An 18,213-nucleotide genomic window follows, 5' to 3' on the forward strand; every position below is an offset into this window, starting at 1 on the left:
GTGCACAGGCGACTGTGTACGCATGGCAGAGGAACCCGGCAGGACCGGCGCGGCACGGCCCGCGGCACGGCCCGCGACACGGGCCGAGAGCACGCGCGAACTGAGTGCGGCTGAGGGGCCGTACGAACTGCGTGAGGCCGAGGGCCCGCAAGAACTGAGTGATCTGCGCGTTCTGAAGGCGCTCGCGCAGCCGCGGCGGCAACAGATGCTGCAGCACCTCACCGTGCACGGCCCGGCCACCTCCACGACGCTCGCCAGAGCCCTCGGGCTCAACACCGGCGCGACCAGCTACCACCTGCGCGAACTCGCTCGCTACGGCTTCGTCGAGGAGACGCGCGGCTCCGGACACGGACGTGAGCGCTGGTGGCGCGCCGTCCCGGGCGACCGGCGCTTTCCGCCGCGCAGCCGCCAGAGCCCCGAGATGCGGCTCGTCATGGACGAGCTCAACCGCCTCTCGTACGCGGCCGACCTGGAGCTCTTCGCGCGACTGCAGCGAGATCCCAGCCCCGACGAGTGGGCCGACGCACTGCCCCACTCACGAGGCACGATCCGGCTGACCCTCCCCGAACTCCACGCCTTCTTCGAGGAGTACATCGCGCTGCTCAACCGCTACAAGCGGTCCGACGCCGACACGCCGGACGGCGCCCGCACCGTCCTCACCCGGTTCCTGGCCTTCCCCGCGCCCACGGCCGACCCCGACAACCGAAAAGAGTCCGAGCCCTCATGATGCTGCGCTACGCACTGCAGACCGTCAGGGACCGCAAGGGCGGATTCGTCGGCGCCTTCCTCGCGCTGATGTGTGCGGCGGCCCTCATCACGGCCTGCGGCACCCTCCTGGAAACCGGCCTGCGCGGCACGATCAGGACCGAGCGCTACGCCGCGGCCCCCGTGGTCGTCTCCGCCGATCAGAACGTGCACCGGACCACGGTCAAACACAAGAAGGGCAAGACCAAGGTCAAGCACAAGGCGAAGCCGATCGCCGAACGGGCATGGCTGCGGACCGGCGACATCGAGAACAGGATCAAGAGCGCCCCGGGTGTCGGCTCTGTCGTGCCCGAACTCACCTTCATCGCCCATCCGTTGAACCCGAGAGGCGGCACGGGAGGGGGACCCGCCGACGGCGCCGACACACCCACGTACGGGCACGCCTGGGCATCCGCCGCCCTCACCCCCTTCCGTCTCGTCGACGGCACGGCCCCGCGGTCCTCTCACGATCTCGTCATCGACCGCGGCTTCGCCGACCGCGCAGGGCTGCGTCCCGGCGACCGCCTCACCGTCCAGTCGACGCAGAGCCCGCGCGCCTACCGCATCACCGGAGTCGCCGCCGCCTGGAGCGGCGCCCTGACCCACCAGACCTCGCTCTTCTTCTCCTCCGAAGAAGCCGAACGACTCGCGGCCCACCCCGGAAAGGTCACCGCCTTCGGAGTCGTCCCGGCCGCGGGCACCTCCGTCACCGATCTCAAGGCGGCGGTCGAGCAGGCCCTCGAAGGGACGACGGCGCAGGTCAGCGCCGGGGATGACCGCGGACCCGTGGAGTTCCTGGACGCGGCGGGAGCGCGCGTCAAGCTCATCAGCATCGGTGCGGCCATGGGCGGCACCTCCCTCCTCGTCGCCGTCCTCGTGGTCGTCGGCACCTTCGCTCTCTCGGTGCAGCAACGCCACCGCGAACTCGCCCTGCTGCGCGCCGTCGCCGCGACCCCGAAGCAGATCCGCAGGCTCCTCGGGCGCGAGGCGGTGATCGTCGGCGCGATGGCGGGGATCGTCGGTTCGCTCGCCGGGATCCCGCTCGGCGCCTGGCTGCACGAGCGGTTCGTGGCGTCGGGCGCCGTGCCCACCACCCTGGAGCGCACCGTCAGCGTCTTCCCGCCCCTCATCGCCGTCGGGGCAACCCTGCTCGGCGCCTGGGCCGCCGCACGCATCGCGGGGCGCAGGATCGTCCGTATCCGTCCGGCGCAGGCCCTCACCGAGGCGCAGGTCGAGCGGCGGCGGCCGGCCTGGAGTCGGATCATCGCCGGCCTGGTGTTCCTCGTCGGTGGCGCCGTATTGGTCGCCGTGCTGAGCGTGCTGCGCACCGAGGCGGCGTCGACGCCCGTGACGTTCCTGACGGTCGTGGTCTTCGCCTGCGCCATCGCACTCCTCGGTCCGTTCGTCGTCCGAGCGGCGGCCGCACTCCTCCGGAGCCCGCTCCGGGCGACCGGACCCGGCGGCAAGCTCGCTCACGCCAACCTGCGCGGCAACGCGGCCCGCATGGCCGCCGTCGTCACGCCGCTCGCCCTCCTCACCGGCATGGCCTGCACCGTCCTCTTCGTCCAGCCGACCCTCGACGACGCCGCCCGGGCCCAGGCCCGCGACGGCATCCGCGCGGACTGGGTGCTGGCCGCGCAGGGCCCTGGCGTCCCGGCGCAGGCCGCGCGGAAGCTGCGTACGACCGACGGGGTGGAGGCCGCCACCGAGGTCGTCCGCACGACGGTGCGCGTGGGGCTCGACAAGTACCCCGCGCAGGGCGTCACCCCTGAGAACCTCGCCCGGACCTGGGACCCGGACGTCACCGACGGATCGATCGAGGACTTCGGCGAGGACAGCGTCGCCGTCAGTGAACTGGCCGCCGACCGGCTCGGGCTGAAACCGGGCAGCAAGCTCAAGTTCACCTTGGGAGACGGCACGAAGACAGAACTCACGGTGCGCGCCGTGTACGCACGCGGGCTCGGCTTCGGGGATCTGACCATGGCGCACGATCTGGTCGCCCGCCACGTGGACAACCCGCTCGCCGCCACGGTCCTCGTCAGGAGCGACCGTACACAGGAACAACTCGCGGCCGCCGTCGATAAGTTCCCGGGTCTGCGTGTGCTCACCCCGGCGGCCGTGGACAGCCTCCAGGCGGAGGGCCGCCGGACCAACGCCGAGGTGAACCTGCTGGCGATGGGGCTCGTCCTCGCCTTCACCGCCATCGCCGTCGTCAACACCCTGGCGATGTCCGTCTCCGAACGCATCCGTGAGTTCGCGATGCTGCGCCTGGCCGGAGCGACGCGCCGTCAGGTGCTGCGGATGCTGCGCACCGAAGCGCTGACGGTCCTTCTCATCGGCACCGCGCTCGGCAGCGGGGTGGCGCTCGCCGTCCTGACGGCGTTCAGCGTCGGCATGACCGGGAGCGCGGCGCCGACGGTCGTGCCTCTGGCGTACGTGTCCGTGCTCACCGTCGCCGGTCTGCTCGCCCTGGCCGCGACCGCCCTGCCGGGCCGCGCCGCCCTGAGGCCGCTCCCCGTCACGGTGGCGACGGCCAAGGAGTAGGCGGCACGGCCGGTCCTCACGTCTCGGCGGTCACCACGGGCAGTCCCGCCGACCGCCACGCCTGAAAGCCCCCCGTGAGGTCGGTGGCGTGGCGGAGGCCCAACTGCCGCAAGGAGACGGCCGCGAGGCTGGACGCGTACCCCTCGTTGCAGACCACGACGACGCGCAGGTCGTGGCCGGTGGCCTCCGGAGCACGATGGCTGCCCCGGGGGTCGAGTCGCCACTCCAGCTCATTGCGTTCGACGACGAGCGCGCCGGGGATCAGCCCGTCCCGCTCCCGCAGCGCCGCATAACGGATGTCGACCAGCAGGCCACCGGCTCCGGCGGTCGCGTACGCCTCCTCCGGAGAGAGCCGGTCGAGTCCGAGCCGTACGCGCTCCAGCAACTCGTCGATGCCCACGGGCTGGTCGTCGTCCACCGGCTGTCCGGCGGTCACTGCCAGTCCTCCGGGCGCTCGACGGACTCCAGCCGGAGTACGTCGCCGGTACGGCTGTAGCGGCGGATGCGCGGCAGCGGCGGGTAGTACGCGTGTACGGAGACGGCGTGCTCGGTCGGCGACTCGTTGAGCACCTCGTGCACGTGGTTCCGGCCGAAGGCGCGCCCCTCGCCGGGCGTCAGCTCCCGTTCGCGGTCGACGTCGTCGGAGAGCTCCAGGGTCTTCCACCCGTCGGTGGGCAGGCGCGCGGCCAAAGAGTTCTCCTTGAGCGTGCCCGCCGCGCTGAGGAAGGCGCCGACCGACTCCGCGTGGTCGTGCCAGCCGGTTCCGGTGCCCGGCGGCCAGCCGATGAGCCAGGCCTCGCTGCCGCCGGGCCCCTCCAGACGTACCCAGGTACGGCCTTCGGGGTCGAGCGGCAAGGAGGCGATGAGTTCGGAGTCGGCCGCAGTGCGGCGGACGAAGGCGAGGAGGTCGGCGGCGGTGGGCGCCGAGGAGCGCGCCGACGAGGGCGCGGTGGGGGAAGGGGCAACAGACACGGGTACCGTCCTGGAGGTTCGCGGAAGCGCGCACGACACAGCACGGGGCCGTACTCGGTGCGCGAGGGAAGGGCGAATTCAGCAGGACGGGTGACACACGCAGCCTGCGTAGCGGACGAGGTCCATGTGGACCCTCCGCCACAGGTGCACATCGGTGTCGGTCACGATCCGGAGTAGACCACGGGGGTGCAGACCGGTCAACCCTGGCTCAGCATGCGAACGAGGACCGTCCGCGGACGCCGTTCAGACCGTGCGCGACCGGCGACGCGCGCCGTAGCCGTAAGCACAGCCCCCCCGCAGACTGGTGCGCCCGGTCTCCCCGCTCACCCAGATCGCCGTGCCGCCCCCGCGGCCCCCGCCGAGCTCTCCTCATCGTCCGTGCCCGCGCGGTCAGGTCGGCCCGCGCCGTCCCCGCGCCCCGTCGGGGCCGGTCCGCCCAGTGCCGTCTCTGCCGCCGCGTACAGCTCGGCGGGGCGTACCCCGGACAGCGCGGTGACCAGGTGGCCGTCGGGGCGTACGAGCAGGACCGAGTGGGCCGCCGCCCCCGGGTAGCTCTCCGCGACGAGCAGTTCGGCGGTGTGCGGCAGGGCTGTGACCGCGGCGGCGAGCCGCGGCATGATCCCCGCGGTCACCCAGTGCCGCCGCTCCCACACCACGGTGCCCGGCGCGACCAGGACGACGATCAGGTGCCCGAGCCCGAGGCGGTCGCGCAGCTGGACGAAGGACCCGTCCGGCGCCGTCACGCGTACGTCGGCGACCGGAGCGCCGGGTTCCGTCGCGACCGCGGTGACGGACTCGGAGGGAACGGGCGCCAGCGGCGAATCGGCGTACGACGACGGAGCGCCGAGGGGGCCGCGCCCTACGTGACCGTCCGTGAGGAGCGTGTCGTGCCCGCGGGCCGTCCCGGGGACGTACGAGCGCAGGTTCTTGCTGCCCCGCAGCGAGGGCAGCGACTGGTCGGCGGCGCGCAGGCGGGCGGCCACACCGGCCCGGCGCTCGACCTGATAGCTGTCGAGCAGCGCCTCGCGCGCGCCGTGGTGCCAGGCCAGCCCCAGCTTCCACGCGAGGTTGTCGGCGTCCCGCAGCCCTTCGTCGAGCCCCTGGGTGCCGAGCGCGCCGAGCAGGTGCGCGGCGTCCCCGGCGAGGAAGGCGCGGCCCACCCGCCACCGTCGGGCGAGGCGGTGGTGGACGGTGTGCACGCCCGTGTCGAGCAGTTCGTACGGCGGTGTGGAGCCGCCGCACCAGCCCGCGAGGGTCTCCCGGATGCGGACGACGAGAGCGTCGGGCGTCACCAGTTCGCCGCGCGGCGGCAGCAGCCAGTCGAGCCGCCACACGCCGCCGGCCTGCGGCCGCCCCACCACCTCGGCGCCTCCGTGGCGCCACGGAGGCATCCGGTGCAACAACGCCTGACCGGGCCAGGGAAGTTCCGTGCGCAGCGCGGCGACGGCGTGTCGCTCGACGGCCGTGCGTCCGGGGAAGCGGACGTCGAGGAGTTTGCGCACCGTGGAGCGCGAGCCGTCGCAGCCCACGAGGTAACTGCCGCGCCACCACGTGCCCTTGGGGCCGCGAGTATGCGCCGTGACACCGCCGGGGTCCTGCTCCAGGGAGTCGAGTTTGCTGTCCACCGCGACCTTGACCAGGCGCTCGTCGGCGATGGCCTCGCGCAGGGCGACGGTCAGCTCGTGCTGCGGCAGGTGCAGTGGAGCCGGGGTCTCCTCGTCGAAGTCGAGCTCGCGCATCAGCTGCTTGCGCCGTACCGAGCGCCAGCCGGTCCATCGCGCGCCCGATTCCGTGTCACCGAAGGAATGACCCGCGAGCCGCTCGGCGAACGCCGCGGTGTCGTCGCGGAGGACTACGGTCCGCGCGGGTCGCTGTTCGTCCTTGCCGGGTCCCTCGTCGAGGACGACGGTGGGCACCGAGTGACGGGCGAGGGCGAGCGCGAGCGCGAGTCCGACGGGGCCCGCGCCGACGACGATCACCGGGTCCACGGCGCACGCCCTCCGGCCCGGCGGGCTCCGAGGGTCCGGGCTGCCCGGATGCTCTGGACGTACGTACAGGAACTGGCAGTTGGAGCCCGGTGCACGATCACAGAACGTATGCAACCTATTGCCGGTGCTTGCGTCAAGCGACGGCCGCCCGACGGGACCTCCGGCGCCGCCGCCCGGTCCGATCGTCACATCGCAGGCCGGAGGATCCGTCCGGGAACGGTAAGGGGCGGCGTCCCATGGACGCCGCCCCTTACCTCGGCTCGTTTACTGAAGCCCACTCAGTCCGTCTTGCCGGGCGGCTCGTCGGCCTTGGCCGTCGGCTGCGTGCCGTCGGCCGTCGGACCCTTGGGGTCGGACGGGTCGAGCGCGCCCGGAGCCTCGGCGGGCTCGGCGGCAGCGGCCACCGCGATGCCCGTCTTGGCGCGACGCCCACGCTTCTCGACCCAGGTGGCGAGCCCGGAGAGGGCCATGCACATCGCCACGTAGATCGTGCCGACGACCATGATCACTGGAACGTAGATGTACTGGCCGTTGACGAGGGTCGTGTTGGCCAGCTGCCGGCCCGCGTACAGGAGCTCCGCGTACGTGATGATGTAGCCGAGAGAGGTGTCCTTGAGGGTGACCACCAGCTGGCTGATGATCGTCGGCAGCATGGACCGGACCGCCTGCGGCAGCAGCAGCATCGTCATCACCTGGGACTTGCGCAGTCCCAGTGCGTACGCCGCCTCCACCTGACCGCGCGGCACGGCGTTGAAACCGGCCCGCAGCACCTCGGCCTGTACGGCGCCGTTGTAGACGGCCAGACCGATGACCAGGGCCCAGAAGCCGTTGTTCTCCCCGACGATGCCCAGGTCACTCTTGTAGGTGAGGAAGAGCACCCAGAGGGCGTAGATCGTGATCAGCAGCGGAATGGCGCGGAACAGCTCGATGAATCCCGTGGCCAGCCAGCGGATCGCGCGGTGGTCCGACGCACGGGCGACCGCGAGCAGCGCGCCGAGCACCAGGGACAGCACACCGGCGAGCGCGAAGACCTTCAGCGTGGTGAAGATGCCGTCACGGATCGTGATCCGCACGTTGGCGTAGTTGAAGGTGCTCCAGACCTCGGACGCGAAGTGGCCGCGGTCGGCGAGCCGCATGATCACGAAGGCGAGGAGGCCGATGATCGCGACCGTGCCGATGACCGAGTAGATGCGGTTGCGCATCCGGGCCTTGGGGCCCGGGGCGTCGTACAGGACGCTGGAGCTCATCGTGCGACCTCCAGGCTCCGCTCGAGCAGCCGGAACAGGCCGCTGATGGTGAATGTGATCACGAGGTAGCCGAGCGCCACCCAGAGGAAGAGCCAGGCGATGGCGAAGCCCTGGTCGCTGAGGACCTTCTGCCAGCCGAACAGTTCCGTGACGCTGAAGGCGCCCGCGATGGCGGAGTTCTTGGTCAGCGCGATGAAGATGCTGCTCAGCGGCGGCAGGACGGTGCGCACGGCCTGGGGCAGGACGATCGTGCCCAGCGTCTGGAAGAACGTCATGCCGAGGGAGCGGGCGGCCTCGGCCTGCCCGATCGGCACGGTGTTGATACCGGACCGTACGGCCTCGCAGACGAACGACGAGGTGTAGACGCTGAGCACGATCAGCGCCTTGGTCCACGGGTCGAAGCCGAAGTCGAAGACCTGCGGCACGGCGAACCAGATGGTGAGGAAGAGCAGCGTCAGCGGCGTGTTCCGGAAGAGGGTGACCCAGGCGGCACCGAAGAACCGCAGCGGCGGTACGGGGGAGACCCGGAAACCGGCGAGCACGACACCGAGGAACAGCGCGAGCACGCTGCTGGCCACGGTCAGCCAGACCGTGCCTATGAATCCCTCGCGGAATTCCGCGAAGTGGTCGAGAAGTACATTCACGGGGATGTCCTCGTGGGCGGCAGTGGTCGGGCAGGGCGAGCCGGTCCCCGTACACACCGTGATGCGTACGGGGACCCGGTCAACTCACTGCCGGGGAGTGGGGCGGGCGCTTCGGCGCGGTCAGTAGCGCTCGAGGGCCGGCGGCTCGGTGTACTCGGACTTCGACAGGCCGAGCGTCGCGTCGTACGCCTTCTTGTAGTCGCCGTTCTTCTGGTGCGCCTCGACGGCGTCCGCCACGGCGTCGCGCAGGGCCTTGTCGCCCTTGCTCATGCCGATGCCGTACGGCTCCTTGGTGAAGGGCTTGCCGACGACCTTCAGGGCGTCCGGCTGCTGGGCCGCGTACCCCTTGAGGATGGCGTCGTCGGTGGTGACGGCGTCGACCTCCTTGTTGATGAGCTGCTGCACGCACTCGGAGTACTTGGCCAGCTCGACGGTCTTCGCGCCGTACTTCGACTTCTTGATCTCCTGGAGCGGAGTGGAGCCGACGATGGAGCAGACCTTCTTGCCCTTCACGGTGTCCGGACCGGTGATGTCCTTCTCATCCGAGCGGACGAGGAGGTCGGCGCCCGCCATGAAGTACGGACCGGCGAAGCCGACCTGCTTCTTGCGCTCGTCGTTGATCGTGTACGTACCTACGTAGAGGTCGACGTCGCCCTTGGAGATGGTGGTCTCGCGGACACCGGAGTCGATCGTCTTGAACTCGATCTGGTCGGGCTTGAAGCCGAGGTCGGCGGCGACCATCTTGGCGATCTCGATGTCGAAACCGGAGCGCTTGCCGGCGCTGTCCTTGAAGCCCAGGTACGGCTGGTCGTCCTTGGCACCGATAACGATCTTGCCGGACTTCTGGGCCTTCTTCAGGACCGAGGAGTCGACCTTGACGTCGGACTTCACGGCGTACGTGGGCAGCTTGGGCGCGTTCTTGCCGCCGGTCGGGTCCTTCGGCTTGTCGCCGGCCGTGCCCTCCTCGCCGCCGCATGCCGTGGCGGTCAGGGCGAGGGCGGCGACAACGGCCGCCGCAGCAGCGGACTTGCGGAGCTTCATGGTGAACATCCTCTGTTTCGACTGGAGTTGAGACGGCGTGGGAGCCTCAGTGCTTAAGGATCTTCGACAGGAAGTCCTTGGCCCGGTCGCTGCGCGGGTTGTTGAAGAACTGATCCGGCACGGCCTCTTCGACGATCCGGCCGTCTGCCATGAAGACGACACGGTTGGCCGCGGAACGGGCGAAGCCCATCTCGTGGGTGACGACGACCATCGTCATCCCGTCCCTGGCGAGCTGCTGCATGACCTCGAGGACCTCGTTGATCATCTCCGGGTCGAGCGCCGACGTGGGCTCGTCGAAGAGCATCACCTTGGGGTCCATCGCCAACGCGCGCGCGATGGCGACGCGTTGCTGCTGGCCTCCGGAGAGCTGCGCGGGGTACTTGTCGGCCTGGGAGGCGACGCCCACACGGTCGAGCAGACCGCGTGCCTTCGCCTCCGCCTCCGCCTTGCCGATCTTGCGCACCTTGGTCTGGCCCAGCGTCACGTTCTCGAGCACGGTCTTGTGCGCGAAGAGGTTGAACGACTGGAAGACCATGCCCACGTCCGCGCGGAGCTTCGCGAGCTCCTTGCCCTCCTGGGGCAGCGGCTTGCCGTCGATCGAGATGCTTCCCGAATCGATCGTCTCCAGGCGGTTGACGGCGCGGCACAGGGTCGACTTGCCGGACCCGGAGGGGCCGATCACGACGACGACCTCACCGCGGGCGATGGTCAGGTCGATGTCCTGGAGCACGTGCAGAGCGCCGAAGTGCTTGTTGACGTTCTTCAGCACGACCAGGTCGTCCGCCCCGGGCGGTATCGCGTCCTTGGTCACCGATACTTCGGTCACGGCTTGTTGCTCCATCCTCCTCGGTTGGGAGGACAGTAATAACCCAGTGCGACCAGCGTCATTACATCTGAGGGGAAATTGAGCATAACGATCCGGCCGCAACCGGACACACCGTGTGAAGAGGGTCCACGGAGCGCGTACCGGGTGGGTAACGGAACGTGCTCGTGACCTGAACCCTCTTGACGTGGTCCTTACGCATCGGCGTGGATGCCTTGATGGTCCGTGCCGCGACGGAACGACGGATGAACTGGAGGGGCCCCTATGAGACTGCTTCTCGTCGAGGACGACGACCATGTGGCGGCCGCCCTGTCCGCCGTCCTCGCCCGGCACGGCTTCGACGTCAAGCACGCCCGCAGCGGCGAGGAGGCTCTGCAGGCCCTGTTGCCCGCGGAAACGCCCCCCTTCGGAGTGGTGCTTCTCGACCTGGGCCTGCCCGACCAGGACGGCTACGAGGTGTGCGGCAAGATCCGCAAGCGCGGCTCGACACCCGTGATCATGGTGACGGCCCGCGCGGACGTACGCTCCCGGATCCACGGCCTCAACCTCGGAGCCGATGACTACGTAGTGAAGCCGTACGACACCGGGGAGCTCATCGCCCGCATCCATGCCGTCATCCGGCGACCCACCCCCGGCGGCGCGCCGGCATCGGAGGACGGCGACCTGCGGCTCGGGCCCGTGCACATCGAGCTGCCCACCCGGCAGGTCACCGTTGAGGGGTCGGTCGTCCAACTGACCCGCAAGGAGTTCGACTTGCTCGCTCTTCTCGCGCAGCGCCCCGGAGTGGTGTTCCGCCGGGAGCAGATCATCAGCGAAGTGTGGCGCACCAGTTGGGAAGGGACAGGGCGCACGCTGGAGGTGCACGTGGCCTCCCTGCGCGCCAAACTGCACATGCCGGCCCTGATCGAGACCGTGCGCGGCGTCGGCTACCGCCTCGTCGCCCCGGCCGCGTAGCCAGGAGCAAGGACAGGTGCGTTCCCGCCTCCTCCCGCTGCTGATCGTCCTCATGGCGGGTGTACTGCTCGCCCTCGGCTTCCCGCTCGCCGTCAGCGTCGCCGCGGCCCAGCAGCAGAAGGTCGTCGTCGACCGCATCGACGACACGGCCCGCTTCGCCTCGCTCGCGCAGTTCGTCACCAAACGTCCCACGGGCCCCGTGGGACTGGGCGGCACCGACGAACGCCGCGAGACACTGCAGAACGAACTGGATGACTACTACGACGTCTACGGCATCCGCGCGGGCGTCTTCTACCGCGACGACGGCGCCATGGCCAAGTCCCCCAGCGACTGGTTCCTGCCCCGCCGCGGAGCCCTGCGCAGCGCCTTCGAGGAGGCGCTGCGCTCCCGCGGCAGCCACGACCCCGAGCAGGTCTGGCCGTGGCAGCGGGGGCGGCTTGCGGTCGCCTCCCCGGTGATCAAGGACGGCGACGTGATCGCGGTCGTCGTCACGGACTCGCCGACCGGACGCATGCGCTCCCAGACGCTGCACGGCTGGCTGCTCATCGCCGCGGGCGAGTCGGCGGCGATGCTCCTGGCCGTCGGCGCGGCCCTGCGGCTCACCGGCTGGGTGCTGCGCCCGGTGCGGATCCTGGACGCGACCACGCACGACATAGCGACCGGACGCCTCAAGTCCCGGGTCGCGGCGGCGGGCGGTCCACCGGAACTAAGGCGCCTCGCCCGTTCGTTCAACGAAATGGCCGACAACGTCCAGGACGTCCTGGAGCAGCAGCGCGCCTTCGTCGCCGACGCCTCCCACCAACTGCGCAACCCCCTCTCGGCGCTCCTGCTCCGCATCGAGCTCCTCGCACTCGAACTGCCCGAGGGCAACGAAGAGGTCGCCTCGGTCCGCACCGAGGGCAAGCGGCTCGCGCAGGTCCTCGACGACCTGCTCGACCTCGCGCTGGCCGAGCACGCCGCGGCGGACCTGAGCGTCGTCGACATCGGAGCGCTCACCGCCGAGCGCGTCGCCGCCTGGCGGCCGCTCGCCGACGGGCGGGGCGTGCGGCTGACGGGCAGCTGTCCGGCCACCACCGGCTGGGCCGACCCGATCGCCCTCTCCAGTGCGCTGGACGCGGTGATCGACAACGCCCTGAAGTTCACGCCCGAGGGAGGGGCCGTGCAGGTCGCGGTCGCGTCGAGCAACGGAACGACGACCGTCGTGGTCACCGACGGCGGGCCCGGCCTGACCGAGGACGAGCTCGCCCGCGTCGGCGACCGTTTCTGGCGCAGCAACCGCCACCAGAACGTGCAGGGCTCGGGGCTCGGCCTCTCCATCTCGCGGACTCTGCTCGCGGCGGGCGGCGGCTCCATCGCGTACGCGCGCCACGAACCGCACGGCCTGCGGGTGACGGTCAGCATCCCGCGCAGCGAGCCCCTGGGCGTGGCCTGACGGGCGGCTCAGCGCCGCGCGCGTCCAGTCAGGGCTTGACCGAGCGGTAGTAGCGGCGCGCCCCGGCATGCAGGGGGAGCGGGTCCGTGAACAGCGCGGTGCGCAAATCCACCACCTGCGCCGCGTGCACCTGATCGCCGATGCTGTCGCGGCTGTCGATGACGGTGCGGGTCAGCTGTTCGGTGAGCTCGGGGTCGGTGCGGTCCGTGGTCACCAGGAGGTTCGCCACGGCCAGCGTCGGCACGGCGGAACCCTGCTGGGCCTCGGGGTACGCGTCCGCCGGCATCGTCGCGGCCCGGTAGTAGCGCGAGCCGCCGCCCTGCTTGTGCAGTGCCTCTACGAGGTAACCGAGCTTCACGAGCCTGATGTCCATCTGCTCGGAGAGGGCACGCACGGAGTTGGTCGGGAGCCCGCCGGACCAGAAGAACGCGTCGATGCGGCCGCTCTTCAGAAGACTGGGCATGGTGTCTATCCCGGCGGACACCGGCTTGATGTCGGAGGCCGGCTCCAGGCCCGCGGCGTCCAGCACCCGGTCGGCTATCAGCCGTACCCCGGAGTGGTCCTGGCCCACCGCGACGCGCTTGTTCCGCAGGTCGGCGACGTTCTTGATCTTCGAGGACCGGGGCACGACGAGCTGTACGTAGTCGTCGTACAGGCGCGTACAGCCCCGCAGCCGGTACCAGCCCGGTGCGGCGTCCAGACGGTACGTCTCGACCGCGTCGGCGGCCGCGATGGTGAAGTCGGACTTCCCGGTGGCCACGCGCGCGACGTTCTGCTGCGACCCCTCGCTGTTGAGGAGCTCGACGTCGACATCCGGCATGTCCTTGGAGATCGCCGTCTCCAGGAGCTTGCCGTACCGCTCGTACACGCCTTCCCGCACGCCCGTGCTGAACGCGATCCGCCCGCTCGGAGAGTTCTCGCCCATCGGCAGGAGCCACCACATCAGCAGACCGAACACCACGAGGGCCGCGGCGGAACCCTGGAGGGCGCGGCGCCTGCTGATCTGTGGGAGTGCCTTGAGCATGCGCGCGATCCTGCCAGTCCACTCACCGTGATGACCAGGGGAGAGGTCACACCGGGCCGCCACGGAGCCCGGTCGTCGCCGTCACCGTCGCAATCCGCGGGCACGCGCGCGTGGCGACCCCGTACCCTGGGGGGCGAGATGAGCGCGAAGACTTACGAGGTGCGCACCTACGGGTGCCAGATGAACGTCCATGACTCCGAGCGGCTCTCCGGGCTGCTGGAGGACGCCGGTTACGAACGAGCGCCCGAAGGAGCCGACGGCGACGCCGACGTCGTCGTCTTCAACACGTGCGCCGTGCGCGAGAACGCCGACAACCGTCTGTACGGCAATCTCGGCCGCCTGGCGCCGATGAAGACCAAGCGGCCAGGGATGCAGATCGCCGTCGGCGGCTGTCTGGCCCAGAAGGACCGCGACACCATCGTCAAGCGGGCCCCCTGGGTCGACGTGGTCTTCGGCACGCACAACATCGGCAAGCTGCCGGTCCTCCTGGAGCGCGCCCGCGTCCAGGAAGAGGCACAGGTCGAGATCGCCGAGTCGCTCGAAGCCTTCCCTTCGACACTGCCGACCCGCCGCGAGAGCGCGTACGCGGCCTGGGTCTCCATCTCCGTCGGCTGCAACAACACGTGCACCTTCTGCATCGTGCCCGCGCTGCGCGGCAAGGAGAAGGACCGCAGGACCGGCGACATCCTCGCGGAGATCGAGGCGCTCGTCGGTGAGGGCGTCTCCGAGATCACCCTCCTCGGGCAGAACGTGAACGCGTACGGCTCCGACATCGGCGACCGCGAGGCCTTCAGCAAGCTCCTGCGGGCCTGCGGAAAGATCGAGGGCCTGGAGCGCGTGCGCTTCACCTCCCCGCACCCGCGCGACTTCACCGACGACGTGATCGCCGCGATGGCCGAGACGCCGAACGTGATGCCGCAGCTCCACATGCCGATGCAGTCCGGCTCGGACCCGATCCTCAAGGCGATGCGCCGCTCGTACCGGCAGGATCGTTTCCTGGGCATCATCGAGAAGGTCCGCGCAGCCATGCCGGACGCGGCGATCTCGACCGACATCATCGTGGGCTTCCCCGGCGAGACCGAGGAGGACTTCGAGCAGACGATGCACGCGGTCCGTGAGGCCCGCTTCGCGAACGCCTTCACCTTCCAGTACTCCAAGCGTCCCGGGACCCCGGCGGCCACCATGGAGGGGCAGATCCCCAAGGAGGTCGTCCAGTCGCGTTACGAGCGTCTGGTGGCCGTCCAGGAGGAGATCTCCTGGGAGGAGAACAAGAAGCAGGTCGGCCGCACCCTGGACCTGATGGTCGCCGAGGGCGAGGGCCGCAAGGACGGCGCCACCCACCGCCTCTCCGGCCGTGCGCCCGACAACCGCCTGGTCCACTTCACCAAGCCGGACACCGAGGTGCGCCCCGGTGACGTCGTGACCGTCGAGATCACCTACGCCGCCCCGCACCACCTGCTCGCCGAGGGCGCCGTCCTGAACGTGCGTCCCACGCGCGCGGGTGATGCCTGGGAGAAGCGGAACGCCGAGGCGGCCGCGAAGCCCGCAGGCGTGATGCTGGGCCTGCCGAAGATCGGCGCCCCTGCGCCGCTCCCGGTGGCGACGGGCAGCGGCTGCGGCTGCGACTGACGGAGCCAGGTCCTACGGGGGCGCGTTACGCTGCGGATCATGCTTGTCGCCGCAGCTGTCTGCCCCTGTCCTCCGTTGCTCGTTCCCGAGGTCGCCGCGGGTGCCGCTCCTGAACTCGACGCCGCGCGGGCGGCGTGTTCGGACGCCATCGGGGTGCTCGCCGCCGCACGGCCCGGCCTCCTCGTGGTGATCGGTCCCGCCGGGCAGAGCGGGCGCGGACCGCACCCGCAGGGCGCGCGCGGGTCGTTCCGGGGGTTCGGGGTGGACGTCGACGTCCACCTCGGCCCGGTGCCGTCCGAAACGGAACCGGACGCCGGCGCTGAGGGGCAGCGTGAGCTTCCGGCGTCGCTCGCTGTCGCGGGCCGACTGCTCGAACGCACCCAGTGGTCGGCCGCGCCGGTGGAAGGTCTCGGTGTGGGGGAACCATGTGACGCCGAGCGGTGCATTCAGGTCGGCAGGGACATCGGGGCCCGGGCCGACCGGGTGGCGCTGCTGGTGATGGGCGACGCCAGTGCGTGCCGCACGCTGAAGGCGCCGGGATACCTCGACGAGCGGGCGGCCGGCTTCGACGCGGAGATCGGGCGGGCCCTCGGAGAGGCCGATGTCGAGGCGCTGAAGGCGCTGGACGCGGGTCTCGCGTACGAACTGAAGGCGGCGGGCCGTGCGCCCTGGCAGGTGCTCGCCGGGGCGGCGGAGAGCGCGGCGCTGAGCGGCGAGCTGCTCTACGAGGACGCGCCGTACGGGGTGGGGTACGTGGTGGCCGCCTGGTCGTAGCCGAGCCCACGACGCCGGTTCGGCACGGCGGGACACACGGTGGCGGCCGCGAAGCGGGGTGCTTCGCGGCCGTCCGTCGCTGCGCTTCAGGAAGCCGGCGGGGGTGACGGAGGCGACTGAGACGTCGGAGGGCCGGCGCTGCCGCCCGCGCCCTTGCCGTCGTCGGCCCCCGCGATGCGGTCGACGGCGTCCTTCGCCTTCCCCGTGCCCGCCTGGATCTTGTCGCTGTACTTGCCCTTGGTCTTCTCGTCGACCACCTTCGCAGCCTTGTCCAGGCCCTGGTCGATCTTGTCCCCGTGCTGCTGCGCCAGGTCCGAGACCTTGCCCTTCGCAGGGGCGAGCTTGGCTTTCAGTTGGTCAAGGAAGCCCATGGGTTCACCTTCCCTCGTGGGGGAGCTACTTGCGCGCGCCCTCGCCGGCCTCGTTGTCGGCCGCCTCCTCCGCGGACTGCTGCTTCGGAATGTCCACGCCCTCCGCATCAGCCGCTTCGGCGCTTTCCGCGGGCTTGTCCTCGGCGGCGCTCTCGGTGTCGGTATCGGCCTCGGCGGCGGGCTTCGCGTCGCTGCCGGCCTCGGAGGCTGCCTCTTCGGCTGTCTCGGGCTCGGCCGTCAGCGTGGCCGCTGCCGCGTCAGTCGTCGACGCCTCGTCGCTGCCCTTGGACTTCCGGCGGAAACGTGCAAAAACGCCCATATCTACTCCATACGTTACTCGTGTGGGCGAAATCCCGCCCCGCCCGGTGCGTCCCATTGCGTCGCCCGGGTCTTCGGTCCTCGAAACCGGCGGCCGGAACCTCGCAACAGGCAACGACCCCAGAGCCGTGCCGTCACGTCGCTCGTTCGGGGACGGGGTCCGATGTTTGCGAGACTGGGGCGGTGAGTAGCGCAGCCCCCGCCCCGCGGGTCATCGCCGTCGTCGGTCCGACCGCGGCAGGAAAGTCCGATCTGGGCGTTTTCCTCGCCCAACGCCTCGGCGGCGAAATCGTCAACGCCGACTCGATGCAGCTCTACCGAGGGATGGATATCGGCACCGCCAAGCTGACGCCCGACGAGCGCGGCGGTGTGCCCCACCATCTCCTCGACATCTGGGACGTCACGGAGGCGGCCAGCGTCGCCGAGTACCAGAAACTGGCCCGCGCCGAGATCGACCGGCTCCTCGCGGAGGGGCGCTGGCCCATCCTCGTCGGCGGCTCCGGCCTCTACGTCAGAGGGGCCGTGGACCACCTGGAGTTCCCCGGCACCGACCCCGGCGTGCGGGCCCGCCTGGAGGAAGAGCTCACGCTGCAGGGCTCCGGAGCACTGCACACCCGCCTCGCCGCCGCCGACCCCGAGGCGGCCCGGGCCATTCTGCCCAGCAACGGCCGCCGGATCGTCCGCGCCCTCGAGGTCATCGAGATCACCGGCAAGCCCTTCACCGCCAACCTCCCCGGCCACGAATCCGTCTACGACACGATCCAGATCGGCGTCGACGTGGCACGCCCCGAACTCGACGAACGCATCGCCACGCGCGTGGACCGCATGTGGGAGCGCGGCCTGGTCGACGAAGTGCGTGCGCTGGAGGCTCAGGGGCTGCGCGAGGGGCGTACGGCGGCACGCGCGCTCGGCTACCAACAGGTGCTCGCGGCGCTCGCAGGAGAGTGCACCGAGGACGAGGCGCGCGCCGAAACCGTGCGCGCCACCAAGCGCTTCGCACGCCGCCAGGACTCCTGGTTCCGCCGTGATCCGCGGGTGCACTGGCTCAGCGGGGCACTGGCCGACCGCGAGGAACTCCCGGCACGCGCGCTGGCGTTGGTCGAACGACCGGTCACAGCCTGATCACGTGATGGCATCGGGACGCTCCGGCGGTCATCCCGGCACCTGACACCGTGCCATCATCGACCATCGATCGACCGGTGAAGTCCGAAGTGGGAGGGCGCGTGGCGATGGAGGCCGGCCCTCGTGACACCGCACATGACGGCGGAGAGCAGCTCAGTCCCGACGGTCCCGACGAGACGTCGGGAGGCGTGACGGACGACGGTCCCGATGCGGACGAGATGTCGGCCGCGGCCGAGGTCGAGGTCGAGCTGCGCCCCCAGCCGCGTCTGCGTATCTGGCAGCTCGCGCCCATCGTGATCCTGGCCGCGGTCGGCTCTCTGATGTTCGCCTTCCCGCTCGCCTTCGAGTTCGGCGACGGCGGCGCGGTGGTCGCCATGCTCGGCCTGCTGATCAGCTGCTGCGCCGCAGGGTGGGGCATGATGGCCGCCCGCCGCGTGGGCCACACCTGGCCGGGACTGCCCGAGCGCGGCTCCGGGGGCCGCCCGGACTGGCGCGTCGTCTCCGGGTACGCCGTGCTCTTCCTGAGCGCCGTGGCCCTCGCCGTGTGGCGGGTGGCCAGGCTCCGCTGAGCACACCGCCTGGACCA

Annotated in this window: 19 protein-coding genes; 8 read left to right on the forward strand and 11 right to left on the reverse strand. The window is 70.7% G+C overall.

The genetic code is table 11. The features are described 5' to 3' along the window. Nucleotides 1-22 precede the first annotated feature (22 nt). On the forward strand, nucleotides 23-727 hold the full coding sequence (locus NOO62_RS29440; protein WP_268773824.1) for an ArsR/SmtB family transcription factor: 705 nt from the start codon (nucleotides 23-25) through the stop codon (nucleotides 725-727). Next, the gene (locus NOO62_RS29445) at nucleotides 724-3,288 is read left to right on the forward strand and encodes an FtsX-like permease family protein (protein ID WP_268773825.1); all 2,565 of its coding nucleotides are present in this window, start codon (nucleotides 724-726) and stop codon (nucleotides 3,286-3,288) included. Before NOO62_RS29440 ends, NOO62_RS29445 begins: the two co-directional genes overlap by 4 nt. Before the next feature lie 16 nt (nucleotides 3,289-3,304). Here NOO62_RS29445 and NOO62_RS29450 read toward each other — a convergent pair whose 3' ends face one another. The 8 genes from NOO62_RS29450 to NOO62_RS29480 all read right to left on the reverse strand — a co-directional run bounded on the left by NOO62_RS29450 (nucleotide 3,305) and on the right by NOO62_RS29480 (nucleotide 10,006). Then, entirely contained in the window at nucleotides 3,305-3,724 is a 420-nt protein-coding gene (locus NOO62_RS29450) for a rhodanese-like domain-containing protein (RefSeq protein WP_268773826.1), read from the reverse strand. After that, nucleotides 3,721-4,260: a cysteine dioxygenase gene (locus NOO62_RS29455; RefSeq protein ID WP_268773827.1), complete on the reverse strand. Its 540-nt coding sequence runs from the start codon at nucleotides 4,258-4,260 to the stop codon at nucleotides 3,721-3,723. The genes NOO62_RS29450 and NOO62_RS29455 overlap by 4 nt, the downstream gene beginning before the upstream one ends. Before the next feature lie 78 nt (nucleotides 4,261-4,338). Further along, a complete protein-coding gene (locus tag NOO62_RS39320) occupies nucleotides 4,339-4,425 on the reverse strand; it encodes a putative leader peptide (RefSeq protein WP_414931025.1) in 87 nt (28 codons plus the stop codon). A gap of 158 nt (nucleotides 4,426-4,583) precedes the next feature. Beyond that, nucleotides 4,584-6,248 carry an FAD-dependent monooxygenase gene (locus tag NOO62_RS29460; protein ID WP_268773828.1) on the reverse strand — a complete coding sequence of 555 codons (1,665 nt, stop codon included), beginning with the start codon at nucleotides 6,246-6,248 and terminating at the stop codon, nucleotides 4,584-4,586. A gap of 278 nt (nucleotides 6,249-6,526) precedes the next feature. Then, nucleotides 6,527-7,495: an amino acid ABC transporter permease gene (locus tag NOO62_RS29465; RefSeq protein WP_268773829.1), complete on the reverse strand. Its 969-nt coding sequence runs from the start codon at nucleotides 7,493-7,495 to the stop codon at nucleotides 6,527-6,529. Further along, complete coding sequence (locus NOO62_RS29470) at nucleotides 7,492-8,139, reverse strand: amino acid ABC transporter permease (RefSeq protein ID WP_268773830.1); 648 nt, start codon at nucleotides 8,137-8,139, stop codon at nucleotides 7,492-7,494. Before NOO62_RS29470 ends, NOO62_RS29465 begins: the two co-directional genes overlap by 4 nt. Nucleotides 8,140-8,259: 120 nt before the next feature. Beyond that, nucleotides 8,260-9,180 (reverse strand): glutamate ABC transporter substrate-binding protein, encoded by a 921-nt coding sequence (locus NOO62_RS29475; RefSeq protein WP_268773831.1) that lies wholly within the window; start codon nucleotides 9,178-9,180, stop codon nucleotides 8,260-8,262. 46 nt (nucleotides 9,181-9,226) lie between these two features. Continuing rightward, complete coding sequence (locus NOO62_RS29480; RefSeq protein WP_321170618.1) at nucleotides 9,227-10,006, reverse strand: amino acid ABC transporter ATP-binding protein; 780 nt, start codon at nucleotides 10,004-10,006, stop codon at nucleotides 9,227-9,229. Between the two features lie 261 nt (nucleotides 10,007-10,267). On the opposite strand from NOO62_RS29480, the gene NOO62_RS29485 reads away from it, so the two are divergent. Together NOO62_RS29485 and NOO62_RS29490 are read left to right on the forward strand one after the other, a co-directional pair. Continuing rightward, nucleotides 10,268-10,957, forward strand: coding sequence for a response regulator transcription factor (locus tag NOO62_RS29485; RefSeq protein ID WP_268773832.1), 690 nt, complete (start codon nucleotides 10,268-10,270; stop codon nucleotides 10,955-10,957). A gap of 16 nt (nucleotides 10,958-10,973) precedes the next feature. Beyond that, on the forward strand, nucleotides 10,974-12,389 hold the full coding sequence (locus tag NOO62_RS29490; protein ID WP_268773833.1) for a sensor histidine kinase: 1,416 nt from the start codon (nucleotides 10,974-10,976) through the stop codon (nucleotides 12,387-12,389). Nucleotides 12,390-12,417: 28 nt separating this feature from the next. Here NOO62_RS29490 and NOO62_RS29495 read toward each other — a convergent pair whose 3' ends face one another. Then, nucleotides 12,418-13,413, reverse strand: coding sequence for a TAXI family TRAP transporter solute-binding subunit (locus tag NOO62_RS29495; RefSeq protein WP_268773834.1), 996 nt, complete (start codon nucleotides 13,411-13,413; stop codon nucleotides 12,418-12,420). Between the two features lie 138 nt (nucleotides 13,414-13,551). Between NOO62_RS29495 and miaB the strand changes: the two genes are divergently transcribed. Further along, nucleotides 13,552-15,042, forward strand: a complete 1,491-nt coding sequence (gene miaB, locus NOO62_RS29500; RefSeq protein ID WP_268773835.1) for a tRNA (N6-isopentenyl adenosine(37)-C2)-methylthiotransferase MiaB — start codon at nucleotides 13,552-13,554, stop codon at nucleotides 15,040-15,042. Nucleotides 15,043-15,081: 39 nt separating this feature from the next. Continuing rightward, nucleotides 15,082-15,816 (forward strand): class III extradiol dioxygenase subunit B-like domain-containing protein, encoded by a 735-nt coding sequence (locus NOO62_RS29505; RefSeq protein WP_268773836.1) that lies wholly within the window; start codon nucleotides 15,082-15,084, stop codon nucleotides 15,814-15,816. Between the two features lie 86 nt (nucleotides 15,817-15,902). On the opposite strand, the gene NOO62_RS29510 is transcribed toward NOO62_RS29505, so the two are convergent. Further along, complete coding sequence (locus tag NOO62_RS29510) at nucleotides 15,903-16,187, reverse strand: antitoxin (RefSeq protein ID WP_268773837.1); 285 nt, start codon at nucleotides 16,185-16,187, stop codon at nucleotides 15,903-15,905. Nucleotides 16,188-16,212: 25 nt separating this feature from the next. After that, on the reverse strand, nucleotides 16,213-16,506 hold the full coding sequence (locus tag NOO62_RS29515) for a hypothetical protein (RefSeq protein ID WP_268773838.1): 294 nt from the start codon (nucleotides 16,504-16,506) through the stop codon (nucleotides 16,213-16,215). A gap of 182 nt (nucleotides 16,507-16,688) precedes the next feature. On the opposite strand from NOO62_RS29515, the gene miaA reads away from it, so the two are divergent. Together miaA and NOO62_RS29525 are read left to right on the forward strand one after the other, a co-directional pair. Next, nucleotides 16,689-17,627 (forward strand): tRNA (adenosine(37)-N6)-dimethylallyltransferase MiaA, encoded by a 939-nt coding sequence (gene miaA, locus NOO62_RS29520; protein ID WP_268773839.1) that lies wholly within the window; start codon nucleotides 16,689-16,691, stop codon nucleotides 17,625-17,627. 107 nt (nucleotides 17,628-17,734) lie between these two features. Beyond that, nucleotides 17,735-18,196 carry a hypothetical protein gene (locus NOO62_RS29525; protein ID WP_268775836.1) on the forward strand — a complete coding sequence of 154 codons (462 nt, stop codon included), beginning with the start codon at nucleotides 17,735-17,737 and terminating at the stop codon, nucleotides 18,194-18,196. Nucleotides 18,197-18,213 lie beyond the last annotated feature (17 nt).

The sequence above is a fragment of the Streptomyces sp. Je 1-369 genome, from assembly GCF_026810505.1.
Taxonomy (GTDB): Bacteria; Actinomycetota; Actinomycetes; order Streptomycetales; family Streptomycetaceae; genus Streptomyces.

What these genes read in the sequence shown, in the direction of transcription:
- NOO62_RS29440 (WP_268773824.1), top strand. Translation starts at nt 23, where the DNA reads ATGGCAGAGGAACCCGGCAGGACCGGCGCGGCACGGCCCGCGGCACGG.
- NOO62_RS29445 (WP_268773825.1), top strand. Translation starts at nt 724, where the DNA reads ATGATGCTGCGCTACGCACTGCAGACCGTCAGGGACCGCAAGGGCGGA.
- NOO62_RS29465 (WP_268773829.1), bottom strand. Translation starts at nt 7,495, where the DNA reads ATGAGCTCCAGCGTCCTGTACGACGCCCCGGGCCCCAAGGCCCGGATG.
- NOO62_RS29475 (WP_268773831.1), bottom strand. Translation starts at nt 9,180, where the DNA reads ATGAAGCTCCGCAAGTCCGCTGCTGCGGCGGCCGTTGTCGCCGCCCTC.
- NOO62_RS29485 (WP_268773832.1), top strand. Translation starts at nt 10,268, where the DNA reads ATGAGACTGCTTCTCGTCGAGGACGACGACCATGTGGCGGCCGCCCTG.
- NOO62_RS29495 (WP_268773834.1), bottom strand. Translation starts at nt 13,413, where the DNA reads ATGCTCAAGGCACTCCCACAGATCAGCAGGCGCCGCGCCCTCCAGGGT.
- miaB (WP_268773835.1), top strand. Translation starts at nt 13,552, where the DNA reads ATGAGCGCGAAGACTTACGAGGTGCGCACCTACGGGTGCCAGATGAAC.
- NOO62_RS29505 (WP_268773836.1), top strand. Translation starts at nt 15,082, where the DNA reads ATGCTTGTCGCCGCAGCTGTCTGCCCCTGTCCTCCGTTGCTCGTTCCC.
- NOO62_RS29510 (WP_268773837.1), bottom strand. Translation starts at nt 16,187, where the DNA reads ATGGGCTTCCTTGACCAACTGAAAGCCAAGCTCGCCCCTGCGAAGGGC.
- NOO62_RS29515 (WP_268773838.1), bottom strand. Translation starts at nt 16,506, where the DNA reads ATGGGCGTTTTTGCACGTTTCCGCCGGAAGTCCAAGGGCAGCGACGAG.
- NOO62_RS29525 (WP_268775836.1), top strand. Translation starts at nt 17,735, where the DNA reads ATGGAGGCCGGCCCTCGTGACACCGCACATGACGGCGGAGAGCAGCTC.